The sequence below is a fragment of the Streptomyces sp. NPDC102490 genome (assembly GCF_044765285.1).
GTDB lineage: Bacteria > Actinomycetota > Actinomycetes > Streptomycetales > Streptomycetaceae > Streptomyces.
Genome location: NZ_JBIWJU010000007.1, coordinates 332,888 through 349,793, shown reverse-complemented (window position 1 = coordinate 349,793; position 16,906 = coordinate 332,888). Strand labels below are relative to the sequence as shown.

The window sequence follows — 16,906 nt, the reverse complement described above, 5'->3', positions numbered from 1 at the left end:
AGTACATACGCGACGAAGCGTAAGAAGGAAGGCAGTACATGAGCAGCAACGAGACGCCCCGCGGTCCCGTCGACTCCTCCCGGGTCCCGCGGTACGCCGGGCCCGCGACCTTCGCCCGGCTCCCGCGCCTGGACGAGGTCGGCACCGCCGACGTCGCCGTCGTGGGCGTGCCGTTCGACTCGGGCGTCTCCTACCGGCCCGGCGCCCGCTTCGGCGGCAACGCCATCCGCGAGGCCTCCCGCCTGCTGCGCCCCTACAACCCGGCGCAGGACGCCGCCCCCTTCGCCCTCGCCCAGGTCGCGGACGGCGGCGACATCGCCGTGAACCCGTTCAACATCCACGAGGCCGTCGAGACGATCGAGGCCGCCGCCGACGACCTCCTCGGCACCGGTGCCCGCCTGATGACCCTGGGCGGCGACCACACCATCGCCCTGCCGCTGCTCCGCTCGGTCGCCAAGAAGCACGGCCCCGTCGCCCTGCTGCACTTCGACGCCCACCTGGACACCTGGGACACCTACTTCGGCGCCGAGTACACGCACGGCACCCCCTTCCGGCGCGCGGTGGAGGAGGGCGTCCTCGACACCTCCGCGCTCTCCCACGTCGGCACCCGCGGCCCCCTGTACGGCAAGAAGGACCTCACCGACGACGAGAAGATGGGCTTCGGCATCGTGACGTCGGCGGACGTCTACCGCCGCGGCGCCGACGAGATCGCCGACCAGCTGCGCCAGCGCATCGGGGACCGCCCGCTGTACATCTCCATCGACATCGACTGCCTCGACCCCGCCCACGCCCCCGGCACCGGCACCCCCGAGGCCGGCGGCATGACCTCCCGCGAGCTGCTGGAGATCCTGCGCGGCCTGGCCTCCTGCAACCTGGTCTCCGCCGACGTCGTCGAGGTCGCCCCGGCCTACGACCACGCGGAGATCACGTCGGTGGCCGCGTCCCACACCGCCTACGAACTGACCACGATCATGTCCCGCCAGATCGCCGAGGCCCGTTCGCAGTGACCCACGACCACGACCTGGTACTCCGACCGACCGCCGCCCAGACCCAGGCCGCACTGAACCCGCCCCCGGGGCGCACCGGCGGGGACCTGGTCGTGGAGTCGCTGGCCGCCCTCGGCGCGACCACCGTCTTCGGCGTGCCCGGCCAGCACGCCCTCGCCGTGTTCGACGCCCTGCGCCGCTCCGACCTGCGCTACCTCGGCCTGCGGGTGGAGAACAACGCCGGTTTCGCGGCGGACGCCTACGGCCGGATCACCGGCGAGGCGGCCCCGCTGCTGCTGTCGACCGGCCCCGGCGCGCTCACCTCCCTGGCCGCGCTCCAGGAGGCGCGGGCGGCCTCCGCGCCGGTCCTGGCGATCAGCAGCCAGGTCCCCACGGCCGGCCTCGGCGGCGGACGCCGCGGCTACCTGCACGAACTCCCCGACCAGGCAGCCTCCTTCCGGGGCGTGGTCAAGTCCGTGCACACCGCCCGCAGCCAGTCCCAGATCCCGTCCGCCATCGCGGAGGCGTGGGTCTCGGCGCTGACCGTCCCGCACGGCCCGGTGTGGGTGGAGATCCCGCAGGACGTCCTGCTGGCCGAGACCACGGTCCCCGTGGTGACGGGCGGCGACACCTTCCCCGAGGAACTGCCCCCGCGCCCCGAGCTGACGGCGGTGGCCGCCGACCTGCTCACCCGCGCCGAGCGCCCGGCGATCATCGCGGGCGGGGGAGTGGTCCGCGCGGACGCCTCGGGCAAGCTGAGGCAGCTCGCGGAGCGGCTCGCGGCCCCCGTCGTCACCACCTTCGGCGGCAAGGGCGCCTTCCCCTGGACGCATCCCCTCTCCCTCCAGTCCTGGCTGGAGGACCGCCACACGACGGACTTCCTGGAGGACGCCGACGTCCTGCTCGTGATCGGCTCGGGCCTCGGCGAACTCTCCTCGAACTACCACACGTTCGCGCCCCGCGGCCGGGTGATCCAGATCGAGGCCGACCTCGGCAAACTGGAGTCCAACCACCCGGCCCTCGGCATCCACGCCGACGCCCGCCTCGCCCTCCAGGCCCTGCTGGAGACGGCGGGGGAGCGCACCGACCCGGCCGCCCCCGAGCGCGTCCGCGAGGTACTGAACCGGGTCCGCGCACGCATCGCCGCCCAGGGACTCACCCTGGAGCAGGACGTCCTGGCCGCCGTACGCAAGGCCCTCCCGCCCCGCGCCCCCTCCTTCTGGGACATGACCGTCCTGGCCTACTGGGCCTGGTCCGCCTTCGACGCCAAGGCCCCGGGCACCCTGCTCTCCGCCCAGGGCTCCGGCGGCCTCGGCTACGCCTTCCCGGCGGCCCTCGGCGCCGCTGCCGCCGACCCCACCCACCCGGTGCTGGCCGTCTCCGGCGACGGCGGCGCCCTGTACTCGATCGCCGAGCTGGCCACCGCCCGCCAGTACGGCCTGAACGTCACCTGGCTCGTCGTCGACGACGGCGGCTACGGCATCCTGCGCGCGTACATGACCGACGCCTTCGGCACGCCGACGGCCGCGGCGACGGACCTGCCGGGACCCGACTTCGTCGCCCTGGCCGAGTCGTTCGGGGTGCCGGGCGTACGCACGTCCCCAGAGGCCCTGGAGACGGACCTCGCGAAGGCCCTGGCCGCACCGGGGCCGTCCGTGGTCGTCCTCCCGGCCGCCCTGCGGATGTTCGCGCCGACGCACCTGGGCTGACGCGGCGGGGCGGCGCCTACCAGATCGACTCCACCCACTCCGGGTGGTCGATGAACGGGTTGCGGTTGTGCTGGTAGTCGTCGTAGACGACCTGGTTGCGGTGCTCCTCGAAGGCGTCCGGCGGGTCCTCGTCGTTCCACGCCTTCAGCACGGAGAGCTTGCCGATGTACGGGTTGCTGCCGTTGTCGACCTGGCCGTTGACCTCCAGGTCGGCGAAGCCGTCGCCGCCCTCGTAGCGGACCGCCATGTAGAAGATCATGCGGGCCACGTCGCCCTTGACCGCGTCGCGGGGTTCGAAGGAGTCGGAGTCGGTGAGGCTGCCGCCGCCCTCGCCGACGGCGCTGCCGCCGTCGTCGAAGTCCTTGTTGCCCCGGACGCTGTTGATCCGGACGTCCTCGGGCCGCAGGTGGTGCAGGTCGGTGCCGGGGCCGGTGGCGGTGCCGAAGTCGCCGTGGGACTTGGCCCACACGTGCTCGCGGTTCCAGTCGCCGGTGTCGCCGCCGTTGAGCGACTTGCCGCGGGAGACGCCCGAGTAGAGCAGGATCACGTTGGCGGTGTTGGCCGGGTCCTCGTCGGTGGCCTTCAGGGCGTCCCAGACCGCCGAGTACGACAGCTTCGTCTGGTCGCTGATGATCGTGTGGAGGGACGACTTGAGGCTCGTGCCCGTCTTGCCGATCGCGTCCTTGTAGTACGTCGCGTCGTAGTCCGTGCTGGTCGTCGTGGTCGTGTTCGCCGTCGTGGTCGCCGTGGCCGGGCTCGCCGTGAGGGAGGGGGCGGCGAGTGAGGCGAGCACGGCGGCCGTGGCGAGGGTCGCCGCCTTCCGGCGCCGGGTGCGTATCGCGAGCATGTGGGGTGTCCGATCTACGCGTGTCGAACGGAGTCGTAGGACGAGCGTGACATGGACATGTTGGAGACGGGGTGTACGGAGAGTGCCGATTGCGTGACGGTGGCCCCCGGCCGTGAGGGGCGGGGGCCACCGGGGCGGGTGTGCCGTGGGTCGGTCGACGCACGGGCCGTGGTCGGCCCGGGGACGGGCTGTGCGTCCCGCCGGGGTCACTCGGGGGCGGCCGCCCACGACGCCAGGAGCGCCAGACCGTCGGCGGCCGGTGTGCCCGCGGCCGCGGTGTAGACGTTGAGGTGCAGGCCGGGTTCGGCGGGCAGTTCCAGGGACTCGACGTCCAGGTCGAGCCGGCCCACGACCGGATGGCGCAGCCGCTTGCGGCCGGACCGGTGCAGCCGCACGTCCTGAGAGGCCCACCGCTGCCGGAACAGCTCACTGTGCGACGACAGTTCGCCGACCAGGGCGATCAGTTCGTCGTCGTGCGGAGTGCGGCCGGCTTCCATGCGGAGCTTGGCGGCCACGTCGACGGCGATCCGGTCGTAGTCGACGAAGAAGTCCCTGGCCGCCTCGGGGTTCAGATAGACGAACCGCGCCGTGTTCGCGGGCCGTCGCGGGTCGGCCAGCACCGGTGCGTACAGCGCGCGGGCGAGTCGGTTCGTGGCGAGCACGTCATAACGGCCGTTGCCGATCCAGGCCGGCGCATGGGAGATCGCGTCGAGCACCTGTTGCAGTGTCGAGCGCACCGTCACGGCGGGTCCGCGCCGGTGCGGGCCGCCGGGCGTCCTGGACCGGCGGGCGAGGTGGAACAGGTGGTCGCGCTCGGCCTCGTCGAGCTGCAAGGCGGAGGCCAACGCGTCGAGCACGCCGTCGGAGGCACCGGCGAGGCCGCCGCGCTCCATGCGTACGTAGTAGTCGACCGACACCCCCGCCAGCAGTGCCACTTCCTCGCGGCGCAGACCTTTGACCCGGCGGTTGCCGCCGTACGCGGGCAGGCCCGCCTTCTCGGGTGCGATGCGGGCGCGGCGCGAGCTGAGGAACTCCCGGATCTCGGTGCGCGGGTCTCTCGTGGCCATCCGCTCACCGTAAGCCCGTGTCACGGTCAGGGGGTACCGGACGCGGTCGTCGCGATGCCGCCGTCCACCGGGATGACGGTGCCGTTGAGGTAGGCCCCGGCCCGACTGGCGAGAAACACGGCGGTGCCCGCCATGTCGTCGTCGCGGCCGAGCCGGCGCAGCGGGGTCGCCGCCGCGAGCGTGTCCCCGACGGCATCGAGCGTGGCCGCCATCATGTGCGACGGGAACACTCCCGGCGCCACAGCGTTCACCGTGACGTGCTGGGGGCCCAGCTCTCGGGCGAGCACTCGGGTGAGCTGATGGAGCGCCGCCTTGCTGCTGGCGTACGAGTAGTTGGGCGACTGGGCGACGTGGATGGCGGCGATACTGCCGATGTTGATGATCCGCGCGGGATCATCGACGGTGCCCGCCCTGCGAAGCGCCGGGAGCAGCGCCTGCACCAGCCAGAACGGCGACTTGAGGTTGAGGTCGAGCACCGTGTCCCAGGCCTCGTCCGGGAACGTCGCCAGCGGCTCGCGCCACATCGCTCCCGCTTTGTTGACCAGGATGTCCAGGCGGTCCGAGTCGGCCGTGACGAGATCGGCCAGGCGCTGACACTCCTCGTGCCTGGACAGGTCGGCGGGGATCGCTTGGACGTCGCCGAACGCGGACAGCAGACGCTGTGCCTCCGCGCAGGTGTCCGCCTTGCGTGAGCTGATGACGACGCGGGCGCCCGCCTGGAGAAGGCCCCGCGCGATCATCATCCCGATGCCCTTGGTGCCGCCGGTGACGAGGGCGTGCTTCCCACTCAGATCGAAGAGTTCCGGGTGAGTGGTGAATCGGTTGTCCGCCATGGGTCTCCGTACCTCGCCTGTCCGTGGAGTGTTTGCCGGCGTTTCCGACTCGACCAGGCTGGCAGCGGTTTCGGGCGTCCGGGAGATCCTGGTGATACGGGTACTGGGAGGTCCCCCTTCCCTGACGCGGAGGTCAGTCGAGCAGTGTGGGCAGGGCCCCCTTGAGCGTCGTGAGCTGGGCGCGGTAGCCCGCGTTGAACTCGGCCAGTTCGGGGGTGCCGAGGTTGTCCTTGAGGGCGCCCTGCTTCAGCGGCACCACTGCGGGCATCGCGCGGAACACCTCGGCCATCGCCTTGGCGTGCCGGCCCCGCTGGACGGCGGTCACCAGGTCCTCGAAGAGGTCCAGCTTCAGGGCCTGGATCCGCTGCCGCGGACTGTCCTTGTCCTTGAACTCGTCGCGCACGGTCGGTTTGGGGCTGCCGCCGGGATCCGCGATGAACTTGAGCACCCGCAGCGTGGCGTACAGCCGCCCGGCCAGCCTCTGGCCGCTTTCCCTCTGCTCTGGCATGAAGCATTACTTGCCATCCCGGAGCCCCCGCATCCCCGCTTTCGAAAAGCGGTCAACTTCCGTCCATCCGCTCGCCCTAGGGTGACCGCCATGCGCCCGAAAACCCTCCGTACCGCCCTCGCCGCCCTCACCGCGAGCCTCGCCGCGGCCGGCTTCCTGACCGCCGCCGCACCGGCCACCGCCGCACCGGCCGCCGCCGCGCCGGAGCGGCCCCCGGCGAACGCCTGCTCGCCCGCCGTCTCCCTCACCGGCTTCACCGACGCCCTCGACAAGACGACCTACGACGGCACCTACGTCGGCAACCTCTCCGCCCTCGCCCCCGGCCGGCGCGGCTCCCTGGCGGACCTCTCCGCCCTCTCCGACCGCTCGGAGCTGTTCCGGCTGGACGCGCGGACCCTTCAGCCGCGCGGTGTGGTCACCCTCGCCGACGAGAACGGCGCCGTGCTCGACTCCGAGGGCCTGGTCGCGGACCGGGACGGCACGTACCTGGTCACCTCCGAGACCGAGCCGTCCGTCCGCCGCTACTCCCGCACCGGCGAGCTGCTCGGCCGCCTGCCCGTGCCGGACGACCTCCGTACGGCCCCCGCGGGACGGGCCAGGGCCAACGGCAGCTTCGAGGGGCTCACGCTCCTCCCCGGCGGCCGGACCCTGCTCGCCTCGATGGAGTACCCGCTCGACGGCGACCCCGCCGACCTGGTCCGCTTCCAGACCTGGCAGCGGACGCGGCACGGCGACTTCCGGCCGGGCGCCCGGTACACCTACCGGACCGACCCCGGCCTCGGCGTCTCCGAGGTCACCGCCACTCCCGACGGGCGCCTCCTCGTCCTGGAGCGCGGCTTCACCTCCGGAGTCGGCAACACCGTCCGCCTCCAGCTCACCGACCGGCCCGGCCGCGGCACCGCGCTGCACAAGCGGCTCCTCGCCGACCTCGCCGACTGCCCCTCCCTCGGCGCCACCGCCGAGCAGCCCCAGCCCAACCCGCTCCTCGACAACTTCGAGGGGATGGCCGTGACCGGCCGCTCCGGGGGCCGCCTGGAGGTCCTGGTCGTCAGCGACGACAACCGGAACGACGTACAGACCACCCGCTTCCTCAGGCTCCGCGTACGCGCCTGACACGCCCCCTGAAACAGCACCCGAAACAGCCCCCGATTGTTGCGGGGGGATGAAATCCCCGCCCGCCCGTGTTGGTGCCTTCCGGTAGATCAGGTGAGCAGGACGACGACCGGAGGGCACGGCGTGGACGCGCAACGGGGCTGGGTGCGACGACTGGCGGGGTACGCCTGGCGGAATCCCAAGGACGTCGTCCTCGCGCTCGGGGCCTCGCTGGGCGGCATGGCCGTCATGGCCTTCGTCCCGCTGATCACCAAGGTGATCATCGACGACGTGATCGGCGACAAGACCAGGGACATGGCCGTCTGGGCCGGTCTCCTGATCGGCGCCGCGCTCGTCGTCTACGTCCTGACCTACATCCGCCGCTACTACGGCGGCCGGCTCGCCCTCGACGTCCAGCACGACCTGCGCACCGACATGTACGGGGCGATCACCCGGCTCGACGGCCGGCGGCAGGACGAGCTGTCCACCGGACAGGTGATCGGACGGGCCACCAGCGACCTCCAGCTGATCCAGGGCCTGCTCTTCATGCTCCCGATGACCATCGGGAACGTCCTGCTCTTCCTGATCTCCCTGGTGATCATGGCGTGGCTGTCCCTGCCGCTCACCCTGGTCGCGCTGGCCGTCGCCCCCGCCCTGTGGTTCATCGCCCGCCGCAGCCGCACCCGGCTGCACCCCGCCACCTGGTACGCGCAGGCGCAGGCCGCCGCCGTCGCCGGGGTGGTCGACGGCTCGGTGAGCGGCGTCCGCGTGGTGAAGGGCTTCGGGCAGGAGGAGCAGGAGACCGGCAAGCTCCGGGAGGTCGGGCGCAGGCTTTTCGCCGGGCGGCTGCGCACGATCAGGCTGAACGCGACCTACACCCCGGCCCTCCAGGCCGTCCCCGCGCTCGGGCAGGTCGCCATGCTCGCCCTCGGCGGCTGGCTGGCCGTCCGCGGGCACATCACCCTCGGCACCTTCGTCGCCTTCTCCACCTACCTCGCCCAGCTGGTCGGCCCGGTCCGGATGCTCGCCATGGTGCTCACCGTCGGCCAGCAGGCCCGCGCCGGCACCGAGCGCGTCCTGGAGCTGATCGACACCGAGCCGGTCCTGCGGGACGGCACGAAGACCCTGCCGGCCGACGCGCCCGCCACCGTCGAGTTCGACGACGTCGCCTTCGGCTACGACACGGGCGACGGGGAGCCGCGGCCCGTCCTGGACGGGCTCTCGTTCGAGATCCGCGCCGGTGAGACCCTCGCCGTCGTCGGCTCCTCCGGCTCCGGCAAGTCCACCGTCTCGCTGCTCCTGCCGCGCTTCTACGACGTGACGCGCGGCGCCGTCCTGGTCGGCGGCCACGACGTGCGCGAGCTGACCCTCGACTCGCTGCGGGCCGCCGTCGGGCTGGTGCCCGAGGACTCCTTCCTCTTCTCCGACACCGTCCGCGCCAACATCGCCTACGGCCGCCCGGACGCCACCGACGAGGAGATCGAGGCCGCCGCGCGGGCCGCGCAGGCGCACGGATTCATCACGCAGCTGCCCGACGGCTACGACACGACCGTCGGCGAGCACGGGCTGACCCTCTCCGGCGGCCAGCGCCAGCGCGTCGCACTCGCCCGGGCGATCCTCACCGACCCCCGGCTGCTGGTCCTGGACGACGCCACCTCCGCCGTGGACGCCCGCGTGGAGCACGAGATCCACGAGGCGCTGAAGGAGGTCATGCGGGGCCGCACCACCCTCCTCATCGCGCACCGCCGCTCCACCCTCGGCCTCGCCGACCGCATCGCCGTCCTCGACCGGGGCCGCCTCGCCGACCTCGGCACCCACGAGGAACTCCAGGAGCGCTCCGCCCTCTACCGGCGCCTGCTCACCGACCCCGACGAGCTGGGCGGCGTCTCGCCCGGCCACACCCGCCCGGCCGAAAAGGCCGAGGACACCTCCGTACGGGACGAGCTGGACGCCGAGTTCGACGCCGAGCGCGGGGTCACGCCCCGGCTGTGGACCGGCGACCGGGCGCCCAAGGACACCGCGCTGGCCGGCACCCCGGCCACCCCCGAGCTGCTCGCCCAGGTCGACGCGCTGCCCCCGGCGGACGGCACCCCGGACATCGACGAGGCACAGGCGGTGCGCCCCGAGTCGTCGTACGGCCTGCGGCGTCTGCTGCGCGGTTTCCGCACCCCGCTGCTGATCAGCCTGGCCCTGGTGGCCGTGGACGCGGGCATGGGCCTGCTGCTGCCGGTGCTGATCCGCAACGGCATCGACGACGGCGTCACCCAGGTCGCCCTCGGCGCGGTGTGGGCGTCCTCGCTGCTCGGACTGCTCGCCGTACTCGCCCAGTGGGGGGCGCAGACCGGTGAGATCCGTATGACGGGGCGGACCGGCGAGCGCATCCTGTACGCGCTCCGCCTGAAGATCTTCGCCCAGCTCCAGCGGCTCGGCCTCGACTACTACGAGCGCGAGCTGACCGGCCGGATCATGACCCGGATGACGACGGACGTGGACGCGCTGTCGACGTTCCTGCAAACCGGACTCGTCACCGCCTTCGTCTCGGTCGTCACGTTCTTCGGCATCATGGTCGCCCTGCTGGTGATCGACGTGGAACTCGCGCTGATCGTCTTCGCGACCCTGCCGCCGCTGATCATCGCCACCTACTTCTTCCGCAGGGCCAGCGTGAAGGCGTACGAACTGGCCCGTGAGCGGGTCTCCACGGTCAACGCCGACCTCCAGGAGTCGGTGGCGGGCCTCAGGATCGTGCAGGCCTTCCGGCGCGAGCACGACGGCGGGCGGCGGTTCGCCGAACGCAGCGACAGCTACCGCCGGGCCCGCATCCGCGGACAGTGGCTGATCTCGATCTACTTCCCGTTCGTGCAGCTGCTGTCCTCGGCCGCCGCCGCGGCCGTCCTGGTCGTGGGCGGCGGGCGGATCGACGACGCCACGCTGACGACCGGCGCGCTGGTCGCCTACCTGCTCTACATCGACCTGTTCTTCGCACCCGTCCAGCAGCTCTCCCAGGTCTTCGACGGCTACCAGCAGGCGTCCGTCTCACTGGGCCGCATCCAGGAACTGCTGCGCGAGCCGACCTCGACCAAGGCCCCCGAGAAGCCGCTCGACGTGGCGTCCCTGCGCGGCGAGATCACGTTCGAGGACGTGCACTTCACGTACGGGGACGACGAAGAAGCGCTCACCGGCATCGACCTGCGCATCCCGGCCGGGCAGACCGTCGCCTTCGTCGGCGAGACCGGCGCGGGCAAGTCGACGCTGGTGAAGCTGGTGGCCCGGTTCTACGACCCGACCGGCGGCCGGGTCACCGTCGACGGACAGGACCTGCGCGCCCTCGACCTCACCTCCTACCGGCACCGCCTGGGCGTCGTCCCGCAGGAGGCGTACCTCTTCCCCGGCACCGTCCGGGACGCCATCGCCTACGGCCGTCCGGACGCCACCGACGCCGAGGTGGAGGCGGCGGCACGGGCGGTCGGCGCGCACGAGATGATCGCCACGCTCACCGGCGGCTACCTCCACGAGGTCGCCGAGCGGGGCCGCAACCTCTCCGCCGGGCAGCGGCAGCTGATCGCGCTGGCCCGCGCCGAACTCGTCGACCCGGACGTGCTGCTGCTCGACGAGGCCACGGCGGCCCTGGATCTGGCCACCGAGGCCCAGGTCAACCAGGCCACCGACCGCGTCGCGGGACGCCGTACCACGCTCGTCGTCGCGCACCGGCTGACCACGGCCGCCCGCGCGGACCGGGTCGTCGTCATGGACGGCGGGCGGGTCGCCGAGGACGGCACGCACGACGAACTGCTGGCCCTCGACGGGCGCTACGCGCGACTGTGGCGGACCTTCGTCGGCGCGTCCGAACCCGAGGAGCCGGTCGGCGCACTGCACTGACGCGGGCGCGCAACCGTGCGACACATGTCCTGCGTCCGTACATCCGTACGTCGCATCCGTACGTCGTCAGTGATCGCCCTACGGAGGAGGACCGCAGTGGGCCGGGCCGGTGCCGCAACTCGCCGTCGGCTGGCGCTCGGCATCGCCGTGCTGAGCGCCACCGCGCTGCTCGCCGTCGCGATGCCGCAGGAGGCACAGGCCGCCACGGGGTGCGCCGGCCGCACGGTGCGCACCCTCCACTTCGCCACCGGCTCCGTCCTCGTCCACCGACGCGGCGGTTATGTCTGCGCCGTCACCGTCCCCGAGAAGACCGGCAAGAAGCAGCAGATGTCCGTCGGCGTGCGGGCCCGCGGCGGCCGGGCGGTGGTGGACTCCGGCCGCTTCTCCTACCGCGCCGGGCCGGTGACCGTGCACGCCGGAAAGCGCTGCGTCTGGGTGACCGGCAAGGTGGCCAAGTCCTCGGTCAGCTCCGGCTGGATCCTCTGCTGACCGTTCCTATTCAGTGAGCAGGAGTGAGTCTTGGACCCATTCCTGTGCACTGCGGGCACCCCGAGCGGTGTTGGGTGCCCTGGTCGCCCGCGTTCGCGCCGTGTCCGGTGGCACGGATCGTGTCCGTGGTCCGGGGATACGGGGGCGGGGTCCCTCACGCTCTGGGCTGTCCGGTCCGGCCTGGGCGGTCCGATGCCCACATCCATCGCTCTGGTGGGTGTGGGGCGGTGCCGTCCGACGCCGGATGGGATAGCCCTGGGCGCGTCGCCCGATCGCGATGCTTGCCGCATCGTGTCGGGTCGTCCTACGGGTGGTGCTGGTGAGTGGTTTCTGCCAGTGCTGGGCGCCCCAGCGGGAGGTGTAGGCGGGGTCGACGGCAATGACGCAGATGCCGGCGGCGTCGGCCATGGAGACGAGGCGGGCGCGGAGCCGCCCGGTGGGCATGCCGGAGATCAACTGCCGGAACCGCCTCTTGCGGCCGTGCTTCTCACGGGTCTTCTCGGCGGTGAAGTCCAGGCCCTCGACGGCGATGGCCTTTACGCCGCATGAAGTGGCCCAGTGCAGCAGTCGGGTCAGGGCGTGGCGGACCTGAGCATCGCGATGGTCTGCCGACCCGGTGAGGTCGTAGAAGAACCGGCGTGGGTGTGCAACGGGATTGCCGTGGGTGTCGAGGCGCCAGGCGGCGAGGTGATCGGCGTTCATGTCGACCCCGATCACCCCCTGCGCCAGCGCCGCAGCCAGGGGCATGGCGCGGGTATCGGACTTCTTCCAGGACGCGGTCAGGTACCAGCGGCTACGTCTCGTGTCGTGGTGGATGCGGTAGGCGACGGCCAGGTTGGCCGCGACGCGGTCGGCCCACTCCTGCCCCCGGTGCGCGAAGCGGATCCGGCCGGTGAGGATGTACCGGCTGTGCGCCGCGTTGGCGAGATGGGCGAGCGGAGCCGGGAGGCGGATGCTGACCTCGCCGTCCGGGCTGATGCGGATCGTCTCGTTCCCGAAGCGCTTTCCGGACTCCCCGTCCGCCTGCACAAACCACCGTTCTGCCTCCCACCGCTCACGCCACCCGGCCTCAGTCAGTCCGGCATCCGTCAGATGGTGCCGCGCGCGGGCGAGGCGCTTGCCGCCCCGGACCACGCGCACCCGACCGGCCTCCCAGTCCGCGCGTGCCCGCTGCAGCCGGTCCTCCAGCATGTGCAGGCGCCGGGCCTTGGCACGCCACTCCCGCCGATTGCGATACCCACCCGGAGCGTGCTTCGAGCCCTTCTCACCGAGGGGCAGCGACAGCCGGTGCCGCAGCGTCCGCACCCCCGCCTCCAACGACTGGATGTGGGCGTGGGCCCCACGGCGGGCCAACGCCCACTGATCATGCGAGGCCTTGGTGATCGCGCCCGCCCACCGCGCCGACGACAACGGCGTCAACTCCCGCTTGCGCACTGCCCACGCCCCGGCGTCATGCCCCAGCCCGTCACGGCAACGCGCCTTGAGATCACGGGAAGCCAGCGCGCCCAGATGCGCACCCACCTGTCGCAGTACGTCCACGTCCATACCGGTGAGCTGCCCAAGCCTGGCGCGCACCGCCACCCCCGAGGGGCCCGGCACGACGAACGGCGCCGCAATCTTCCGCACACCACCCACCCCGCCCAGCCGTGACGATCCGTCCACCCCACTCAACGAACATCCTCGTCCGAGGTCACGTATTCGACAGGCGGATTCTCGTTCCCACGAACCTGGGAACCTCTCAACCGAGCCACTGTGCTCACCCATTCGCGCCAGAGCACACTCACGTGCAGGCAACGAGCAGCAGTTCCTGACCCTGGTGCTCGCGCGACTTGCTCCGATAGCTTCCGGCGGACATCGGTTTCACTGGGAGGGTGCATGCGCAAGGCGCTCAGATGGCTGTTGGCGCTCGTGGTGCTCATAGGCACCGTCAGCACGGCGGGGGCGGCCACCGCCGCCGAGCCGAAGGCCGTCGACATCAAGGACCGGCTGCTGTCCATACCGGGCATGAGCCTGATCGAGGAGAAGCCGTACACCGGTTACCGCTTCTTCGTCCTCAACTACACCCAGCCGGTGGACCACCGGCACCCGTCCAAGGGCACGTTCCAGCAGCGGATCACCGTGCTGCACAAGGACGTGAACCGGCCGACGGTCTTCTACACCGGCGGCTACAACGTCTCCACGAACCCGAGCCGGCGCGAGCCGACCCAGATCGTGGACGGCAACCAGGTCTCCATGGAGTACCGCTACTTCACGCCGTCCCGGCCCGCCCCGGCCGACTGGTCCAAGCTGGACATCTGGCAGGCCGCCAGCGACCAGCACCGTATCTTCGAGGCCCTGAAGCCGGTCTACTCGGAGAACTGGATCTCCACCGGCGGTTCCAAGGGCGGCATGACCGCCACCTACTACGAGCGCTTCTACCCGCGTGACATGGACGGCGTCGTCGCCTACGTCGCCCCCAACGACGTGGTGAACAAGGAGGACTCGGCCTATGACCGCTTCTTCGCCCGCGTCGGCACCGACGAGTGCCGCGACAAGCTGAACGGCGTGCAGCGCGAGGCTCTGGTGCGCCGGGCGCCGCTGGAGAAGAAGTACGCGGCGTACGCGGCCGAGAACGGCTACACCTTCGACACCATCGGCAGCCTCGACCGCGCCTACGAGGCCGTCGTCCTCGACTACGTGTGGGGCTTCTGGCAGTACAGCACCCTCGCCGACTGCGCGGACATCCCGGCCGACGCCAAGAACGCCACCGACGAGGCGATCTGGGACTCCGTCGACACGATCTCCGGCTTCTCCGCCTACACGGACCAGGGCCTGGAGACGTACACGCCGTACTACTACCAGGCGGGCACCCAGCTGGGCGCGCCGACGATCCACTTCCCGCACATCGAGAAGAAGTACATCCGCTACGGCTACCAGCCGCCGCGCAACTTCGTGCCCCGCTCGATCCCGATGAAGTTCGAGCCGTGGGCGATGCGGGACGTCGACACCTGGGTGAAGCACAACGCCCGGCAGATGCTGTTCGTGTACGGCCAGAACGACCCGTGGGGAGCCGAGCCCTTCCGTCTCGGCCACGGCGCCCGTGACTCCTACGTCATGACCGCGCCCGGCATGAACCACGGTGCGAACGTGGCCGGTCTGGTGCCCGACCAGAAGGCCCTGGCCACGGCCCGCATCCTGGACTGGGCGGACGTCGCCCCCGCCAAGGTCCGGGAGAACCCGTCGGCGGCCAGGCCGCTGGCGGCGTTCGACGCCAAGCTGGACAAGCGGGACGTCGAGCGCGAGCCGGCGCTGCGTCCGTAACGCCCGTAAGGACGCCCCGTCTCCGACGGTGACCGTGCCCGGTCGTTTCACAGCGGCCGGGCACGGCCCATCGGGCGGGCGCCGCCGAGCCGGACGTACGGACCGGTCGAGGCGGGGCACCAACGTCGTCCCCCCGGATGCCCCGGTCCAGCGTGGCCCGCCGGAGCGGGCGCACGCCGGACGCGCGGGAGGCTTCGGGCGCGGGCGCCGGGAGCGCCCCCGGCGCCCGTCGCGGGCCGCGCTACGACCGGTAGGTCAGCCCGTGCCCGAGCGGGAGGAGCACCGTGTCCGGATCGTCCGCCCGCACCACCGGCACCGGCAGCTTCCCGCGCGGTCGCACCCGCCCGGCGATCACCCGGGCCGCCGCCCGTACCTCCACGTCGGTCCAGGAGTAGGCGGCGAGGAAGGCGGGGACGCCGGGCAGTTGGGCGACGTCGTACGGATTGCGGACGGCGACCGCGACGACCGGCTTCCCGGTCTCCAGCAGCCGCGTGACCAGGGTGCGCTGGCTGCTGCCCGCGGTCACGTTGTACGTGGCGACCACCACCGCGTCGGCGTCCTCGGCCGCCGCGACGGCACGGTCGATCACGGCGGCCGACGGCGCGGTGCCGGTGGACAGGGCGGTGGCCGTGAAGCCCAGCTCCGTCAGCGCGCCCGCGAGGACGCCGGTGGGCGGCCCGGTCGTGCCCGACGGCGAGGCGGGGTCGGCGCCCACGACCAGCAGCCTGCGGTGCTCCCGGCGTGAAAGCGGCAGCAACTGCCCCTCGTTGACCAGCAGCGTGGTGCTCCGCTCGGCGATCCGGTCGGCCGCGGCCAGGTGCGCCCGGGTGCCGACGGTCCGGTCGACGTCCCGGCGGCTGGTGTACGCGTCCCGGAACAGCCCCAGCTTGGCCTTCAGCCGCAGCACGCGCAGGATCGATTCGTCGAGCCGCGCCTCGGTGAGTTCACCCTCCCGTACGGCCGTCAGGACGGCGTTCCAGGCCAGCGGCAGGTCCGGCGGGTTGAGCAGCTGGTCGACCCCGGCCTTCAGCGCCAGCACCGGCACCCGCGCGTCGCCGTACTTCGTCCGTACGCCCTGCATGCCGAGGGAGTCGGTGACCACGACGCCGTCGTAGCCCAGCTCCTCGCGCAGGATGCCGGTGAGGATGGGGCGGGAGAGGGTGGCCGGGTCGCCGGAGCCGTCGAGGGCCGGGACCACCAGGTGGGCAGTCATGATCGCGTCGATGCCCGCCTCGATCGCGGCGCGGAACGGCGGCGCGTCCAGCTTCTCCCACTGCTCGCGGCTGTGCGTGATCACCGGGAGGCCGGTGTGGCTGTCGGTGGCGGTGTCGCCGTGCCCGGGGAAGTGCTTGGCGCACGCGGCGACCCCGGACCGCTGGAAGCCCGCCACCTCGGCGGCCACCAGCCCCGCCACGGCCTGCGGGTCGGCGCCGAAGGACCGTACGCCGATCACGGGGTTGGCCGGGTTGACGTTCACGTCGGCGTCGGGGGCGTAGTCCTGGCGGATGCCCATGGCGTGCAGCTCGGCGCCCGCGATCCGGCCGAGCGTACGGGCGTCGGAGCGCGACCCGCCCGCCCCGACGGCCATCGCGCCCGGGAAGAGGGTGGCGGGCTCGCCCACGCGAGCCACTATCCCGTGCTCCTGGTCGGTGGAGATGAGCACCGGCAGGCCGCGCGGCTGCTCCAGGGAGGCCTTCTGGATGCCGTTGGACAGATCGGCGATCTGGTGCGGGTCGCGGGTGTTGTGCGCCCAGGCGAAGTAGATGATGCCGCCGACCCGGTACTCGGCGACCAGCTCGGCCGCGGTGCGGACGCCGATCTCCTTCAGGTTGGCGTCGATGTCGGCCTGGTCGGGGTCGGTGGCGGAGTGGCCGTAGACCCGCATGACGAAGAGCTGGCCGACCTTCTCCTCCAGCGTCATGCGGGAGATCAGGCCGCGGAGCTTGTCGTCGTCGGGCCTGCGGGCGTCGGCGTACGCCGTGCCGCCCCCGGCCGCGAGGGCCGCGGTGACGACCGCCGTGGCGGTGAGGACGGTACGTCTGGAGGGCTGTGCGGTGCTTCCCGTGCCGGCCGTGCTGCTGTGGTGCACGTGCGCTCCTTCCGGAGGGCTGGTGAAGGAAACTGCCAAGGAGTCACCAATATCCGGGAAGTTTCTGCCAGTCAAGGGACCGCACACGAGTCGCCCCAAGCGGCGCGGGC

12 protein-coding genes are annotated in these 16,906 nt (G+C 72.1%); 6 read left to right on the top strand and 6 right to left on the bottom strand.

Annotated elements, in window-relative coordinates; all coding sequences use genetic code 11:
* Positions 1-38 precede the first annotated feature (38 nt).
* Together speB and ACIRGB_RS18425 are read left to right on the top strand one after the other, a co-directional pair.
* Entirely contained in the window at positions 39-1,007 is a 969-nt protein-coding gene (speB, locus tag ACIRGB_RS18430; RefSeq protein WP_403865626.1) for an agmatinase, read from the top strand.
* Positions 1,004-2,695 (top strand): thiamine pyrophosphate-binding protein, encoded by a 1,692-nt coding sequence (locus ACIRGB_RS18425; RefSeq protein WP_403865623.1) that lies wholly within the window; start codon positions 1,004-1,006, stop codon positions 2,693-2,695. Before speB ends, ACIRGB_RS18425 begins: the two co-directional genes overlap by 4 nt.
* A 16-nt stretch (positions 2,696-2,711) precedes the next feature.
* On the opposite strand, the gene ACIRGB_RS18420 is transcribed toward ACIRGB_RS18425, so the two are convergent.
* The 4 genes from ACIRGB_RS18420 to ACIRGB_RS18405 all read right to left on the bottom strand — a co-directional run bounded on the left by ACIRGB_RS18420 (position 2,712) and on the right by ACIRGB_RS18405 (position 5,950).
* A complete protein-coding gene (locus ACIRGB_RS18420; protein ID WP_403865620.1) occupies positions 2,712-3,542 on the bottom strand; it encodes an endonuclease I family protein in 831 nt (276 codons plus the stop codon).
* Positions 3,543-3,748: 206 nt separating this feature from the next.
* A complete protein-coding gene (locus ACIRGB_RS18415) occupies positions 3,749-4,609 on the bottom strand; it encodes a helix-turn-helix transcriptional regulator (RefSeq protein ID WP_403865617.1) in 861 nt (286 codons plus the stop codon).
* A 26-nt stretch (positions 4,610-4,635) separates the two neighbouring features.
* The gene (locus ACIRGB_RS18410; RefSeq protein ID WP_403865614.1) at positions 4,636-5,442 is read right to left on the bottom strand and encodes an SDR family oxidoreductase; all 807 of its coding nucleotides are present in this window, start codon (positions 5,440-5,442) and stop codon (positions 4,636-4,638) included.
* A 133-nt stretch (positions 5,443-5,575) separates the two neighbouring features.
* Positions 5,576-5,950, bottom strand: coding sequence for a hypothetical protein (locus tag ACIRGB_RS18405; RefSeq protein ID WP_403865611.1), 375 nt, complete (start codon positions 5,948-5,950; stop codon positions 5,576-5,578).
* A gap of 90 nt (positions 5,951-6,040) precedes the next feature.
* Between ACIRGB_RS18405 and ACIRGB_RS18400 the strand changes: the two genes are divergently transcribed.
* The 3 genes from ACIRGB_RS18400 to ACIRGB_RS18390 all read left to right on the top strand — a co-directional run bounded on the left by ACIRGB_RS18400 (position 6,041) and on the right by ACIRGB_RS18390 (position 11,407).
* Positions 6,041-7,063, top strand: coding sequence for an esterase-like activity of phytase family protein (locus ACIRGB_RS18400; RefSeq protein WP_403865608.1), 1,023 nt, complete (start codon positions 6,041-6,043; stop codon positions 7,061-7,063).
* A gap of 123 nt (positions 7,064-7,186) precedes the next feature.
* Positions 7,187-10,918, top strand: coding sequence for an ABC transporter ATP-binding protein (locus tag ACIRGB_RS18395; protein ID WP_403866049.1), 3,732 nt, complete (start codon positions 7,187-7,189; stop codon positions 10,916-10,918).
* A gap of 96 nt (positions 10,919-11,014) precedes the next feature.
* Positions 11,015-11,407 carry a hypothetical protein gene (locus ACIRGB_RS18390; protein WP_403865605.1) on the top strand — a complete coding sequence of 131 codons (393 nt, stop codon included), beginning with the start codon at positions 11,015-11,017 and terminating at the stop codon, positions 11,405-11,407.
* Positions 11,408-11,413: 6 nt separating this feature from the next.
* Here the strand turns inward: ACIRGB_RS18390 and ACIRGB_RS18385 are convergent, their stop codons facing one another.
* On the bottom strand, positions 11,414-13,042 hold the full coding sequence (locus ACIRGB_RS18385) for an IS200/IS605 family accessory protein TnpB-related protein (protein WP_403866046.1): 1,629 nt from the start codon (positions 13,040-13,042) through the stop codon (positions 11,414-11,416).
* A gap of 240 nt (positions 13,043-13,282) precedes the next feature.
* On the opposite strand from ACIRGB_RS18385, the gene ACIRGB_RS18380 reads away from it, so the two are divergent.
* Positions 13,283-14,707 (top strand): S28 family serine protease, encoded by a 1,425-nt coding sequence (locus tag ACIRGB_RS18380; RefSeq protein ID WP_403865602.1) that lies wholly within the window; start codon positions 13,283-13,285, stop codon positions 14,705-14,707.
* Between the two features lie 241 nt (positions 14,708-14,948).
* Here the strand turns inward: ACIRGB_RS18380 and ACIRGB_RS18375 are convergent, their stop codons facing one another.
* A complete protein-coding gene (locus tag ACIRGB_RS18375; protein ID WP_403865599.1) occupies positions 14,949-16,796 on the bottom strand; it encodes a glycoside hydrolase family 3 protein in 1,848 nt (615 codons plus the stop codon).
* Positions 16,797-16,906 lie beyond the last annotated feature (110 nt).

Excerpts from the sequence above, each read along its gene's own strand:
- speB (WP_403865626.1), top strand. The coding sequence starts at position 39 with ATGAGCAGCAACGAGACGCCCCGCGGTCCCGTCGACTCCTCCCGGGTC.
- ACIRGB_RS18420 (WP_403865620.1), bottom strand. The coding sequence starts at position 3,542 with ATGCTCGCGATACGCACCCGGCGCCGGAAGGCGGCGACCCTCGCCACG.
- ACIRGB_RS18415 (WP_403865617.1), bottom strand. The coding sequence starts at position 4,609 with ATGGCCACGAGAGACCCGCGCACCGAGATCCGGGAGTTCCTCAGCTCG.
- ACIRGB_RS18410 (WP_403865614.1), bottom strand. The coding sequence starts at position 5,442 with ATGGCGGACAACCGATTCACCACTCACCCGGAACTCTTCGATCTGAGT.
- ACIRGB_RS18405 (WP_403865611.1), bottom strand. The coding sequence starts at position 5,950 with ATGCCAGAGCAGAGGGAAAGCGGCCAGAGGCTGGCCGGGCGGCTGTAC.
- ACIRGB_RS18400 (WP_403865608.1), top strand. The coding sequence starts at position 6,041 with ATGCGCCCGAAAACCCTCCGTACCGCCCTCGCCGCCCTCACCGCGAGC.
- ACIRGB_RS18380 (WP_403865602.1), top strand. The coding sequence starts at position 13,283 with ATGCGCAAGGCGCTCAGATGGCTGTTGGCGCTCGTGGTGCTCATAGGC.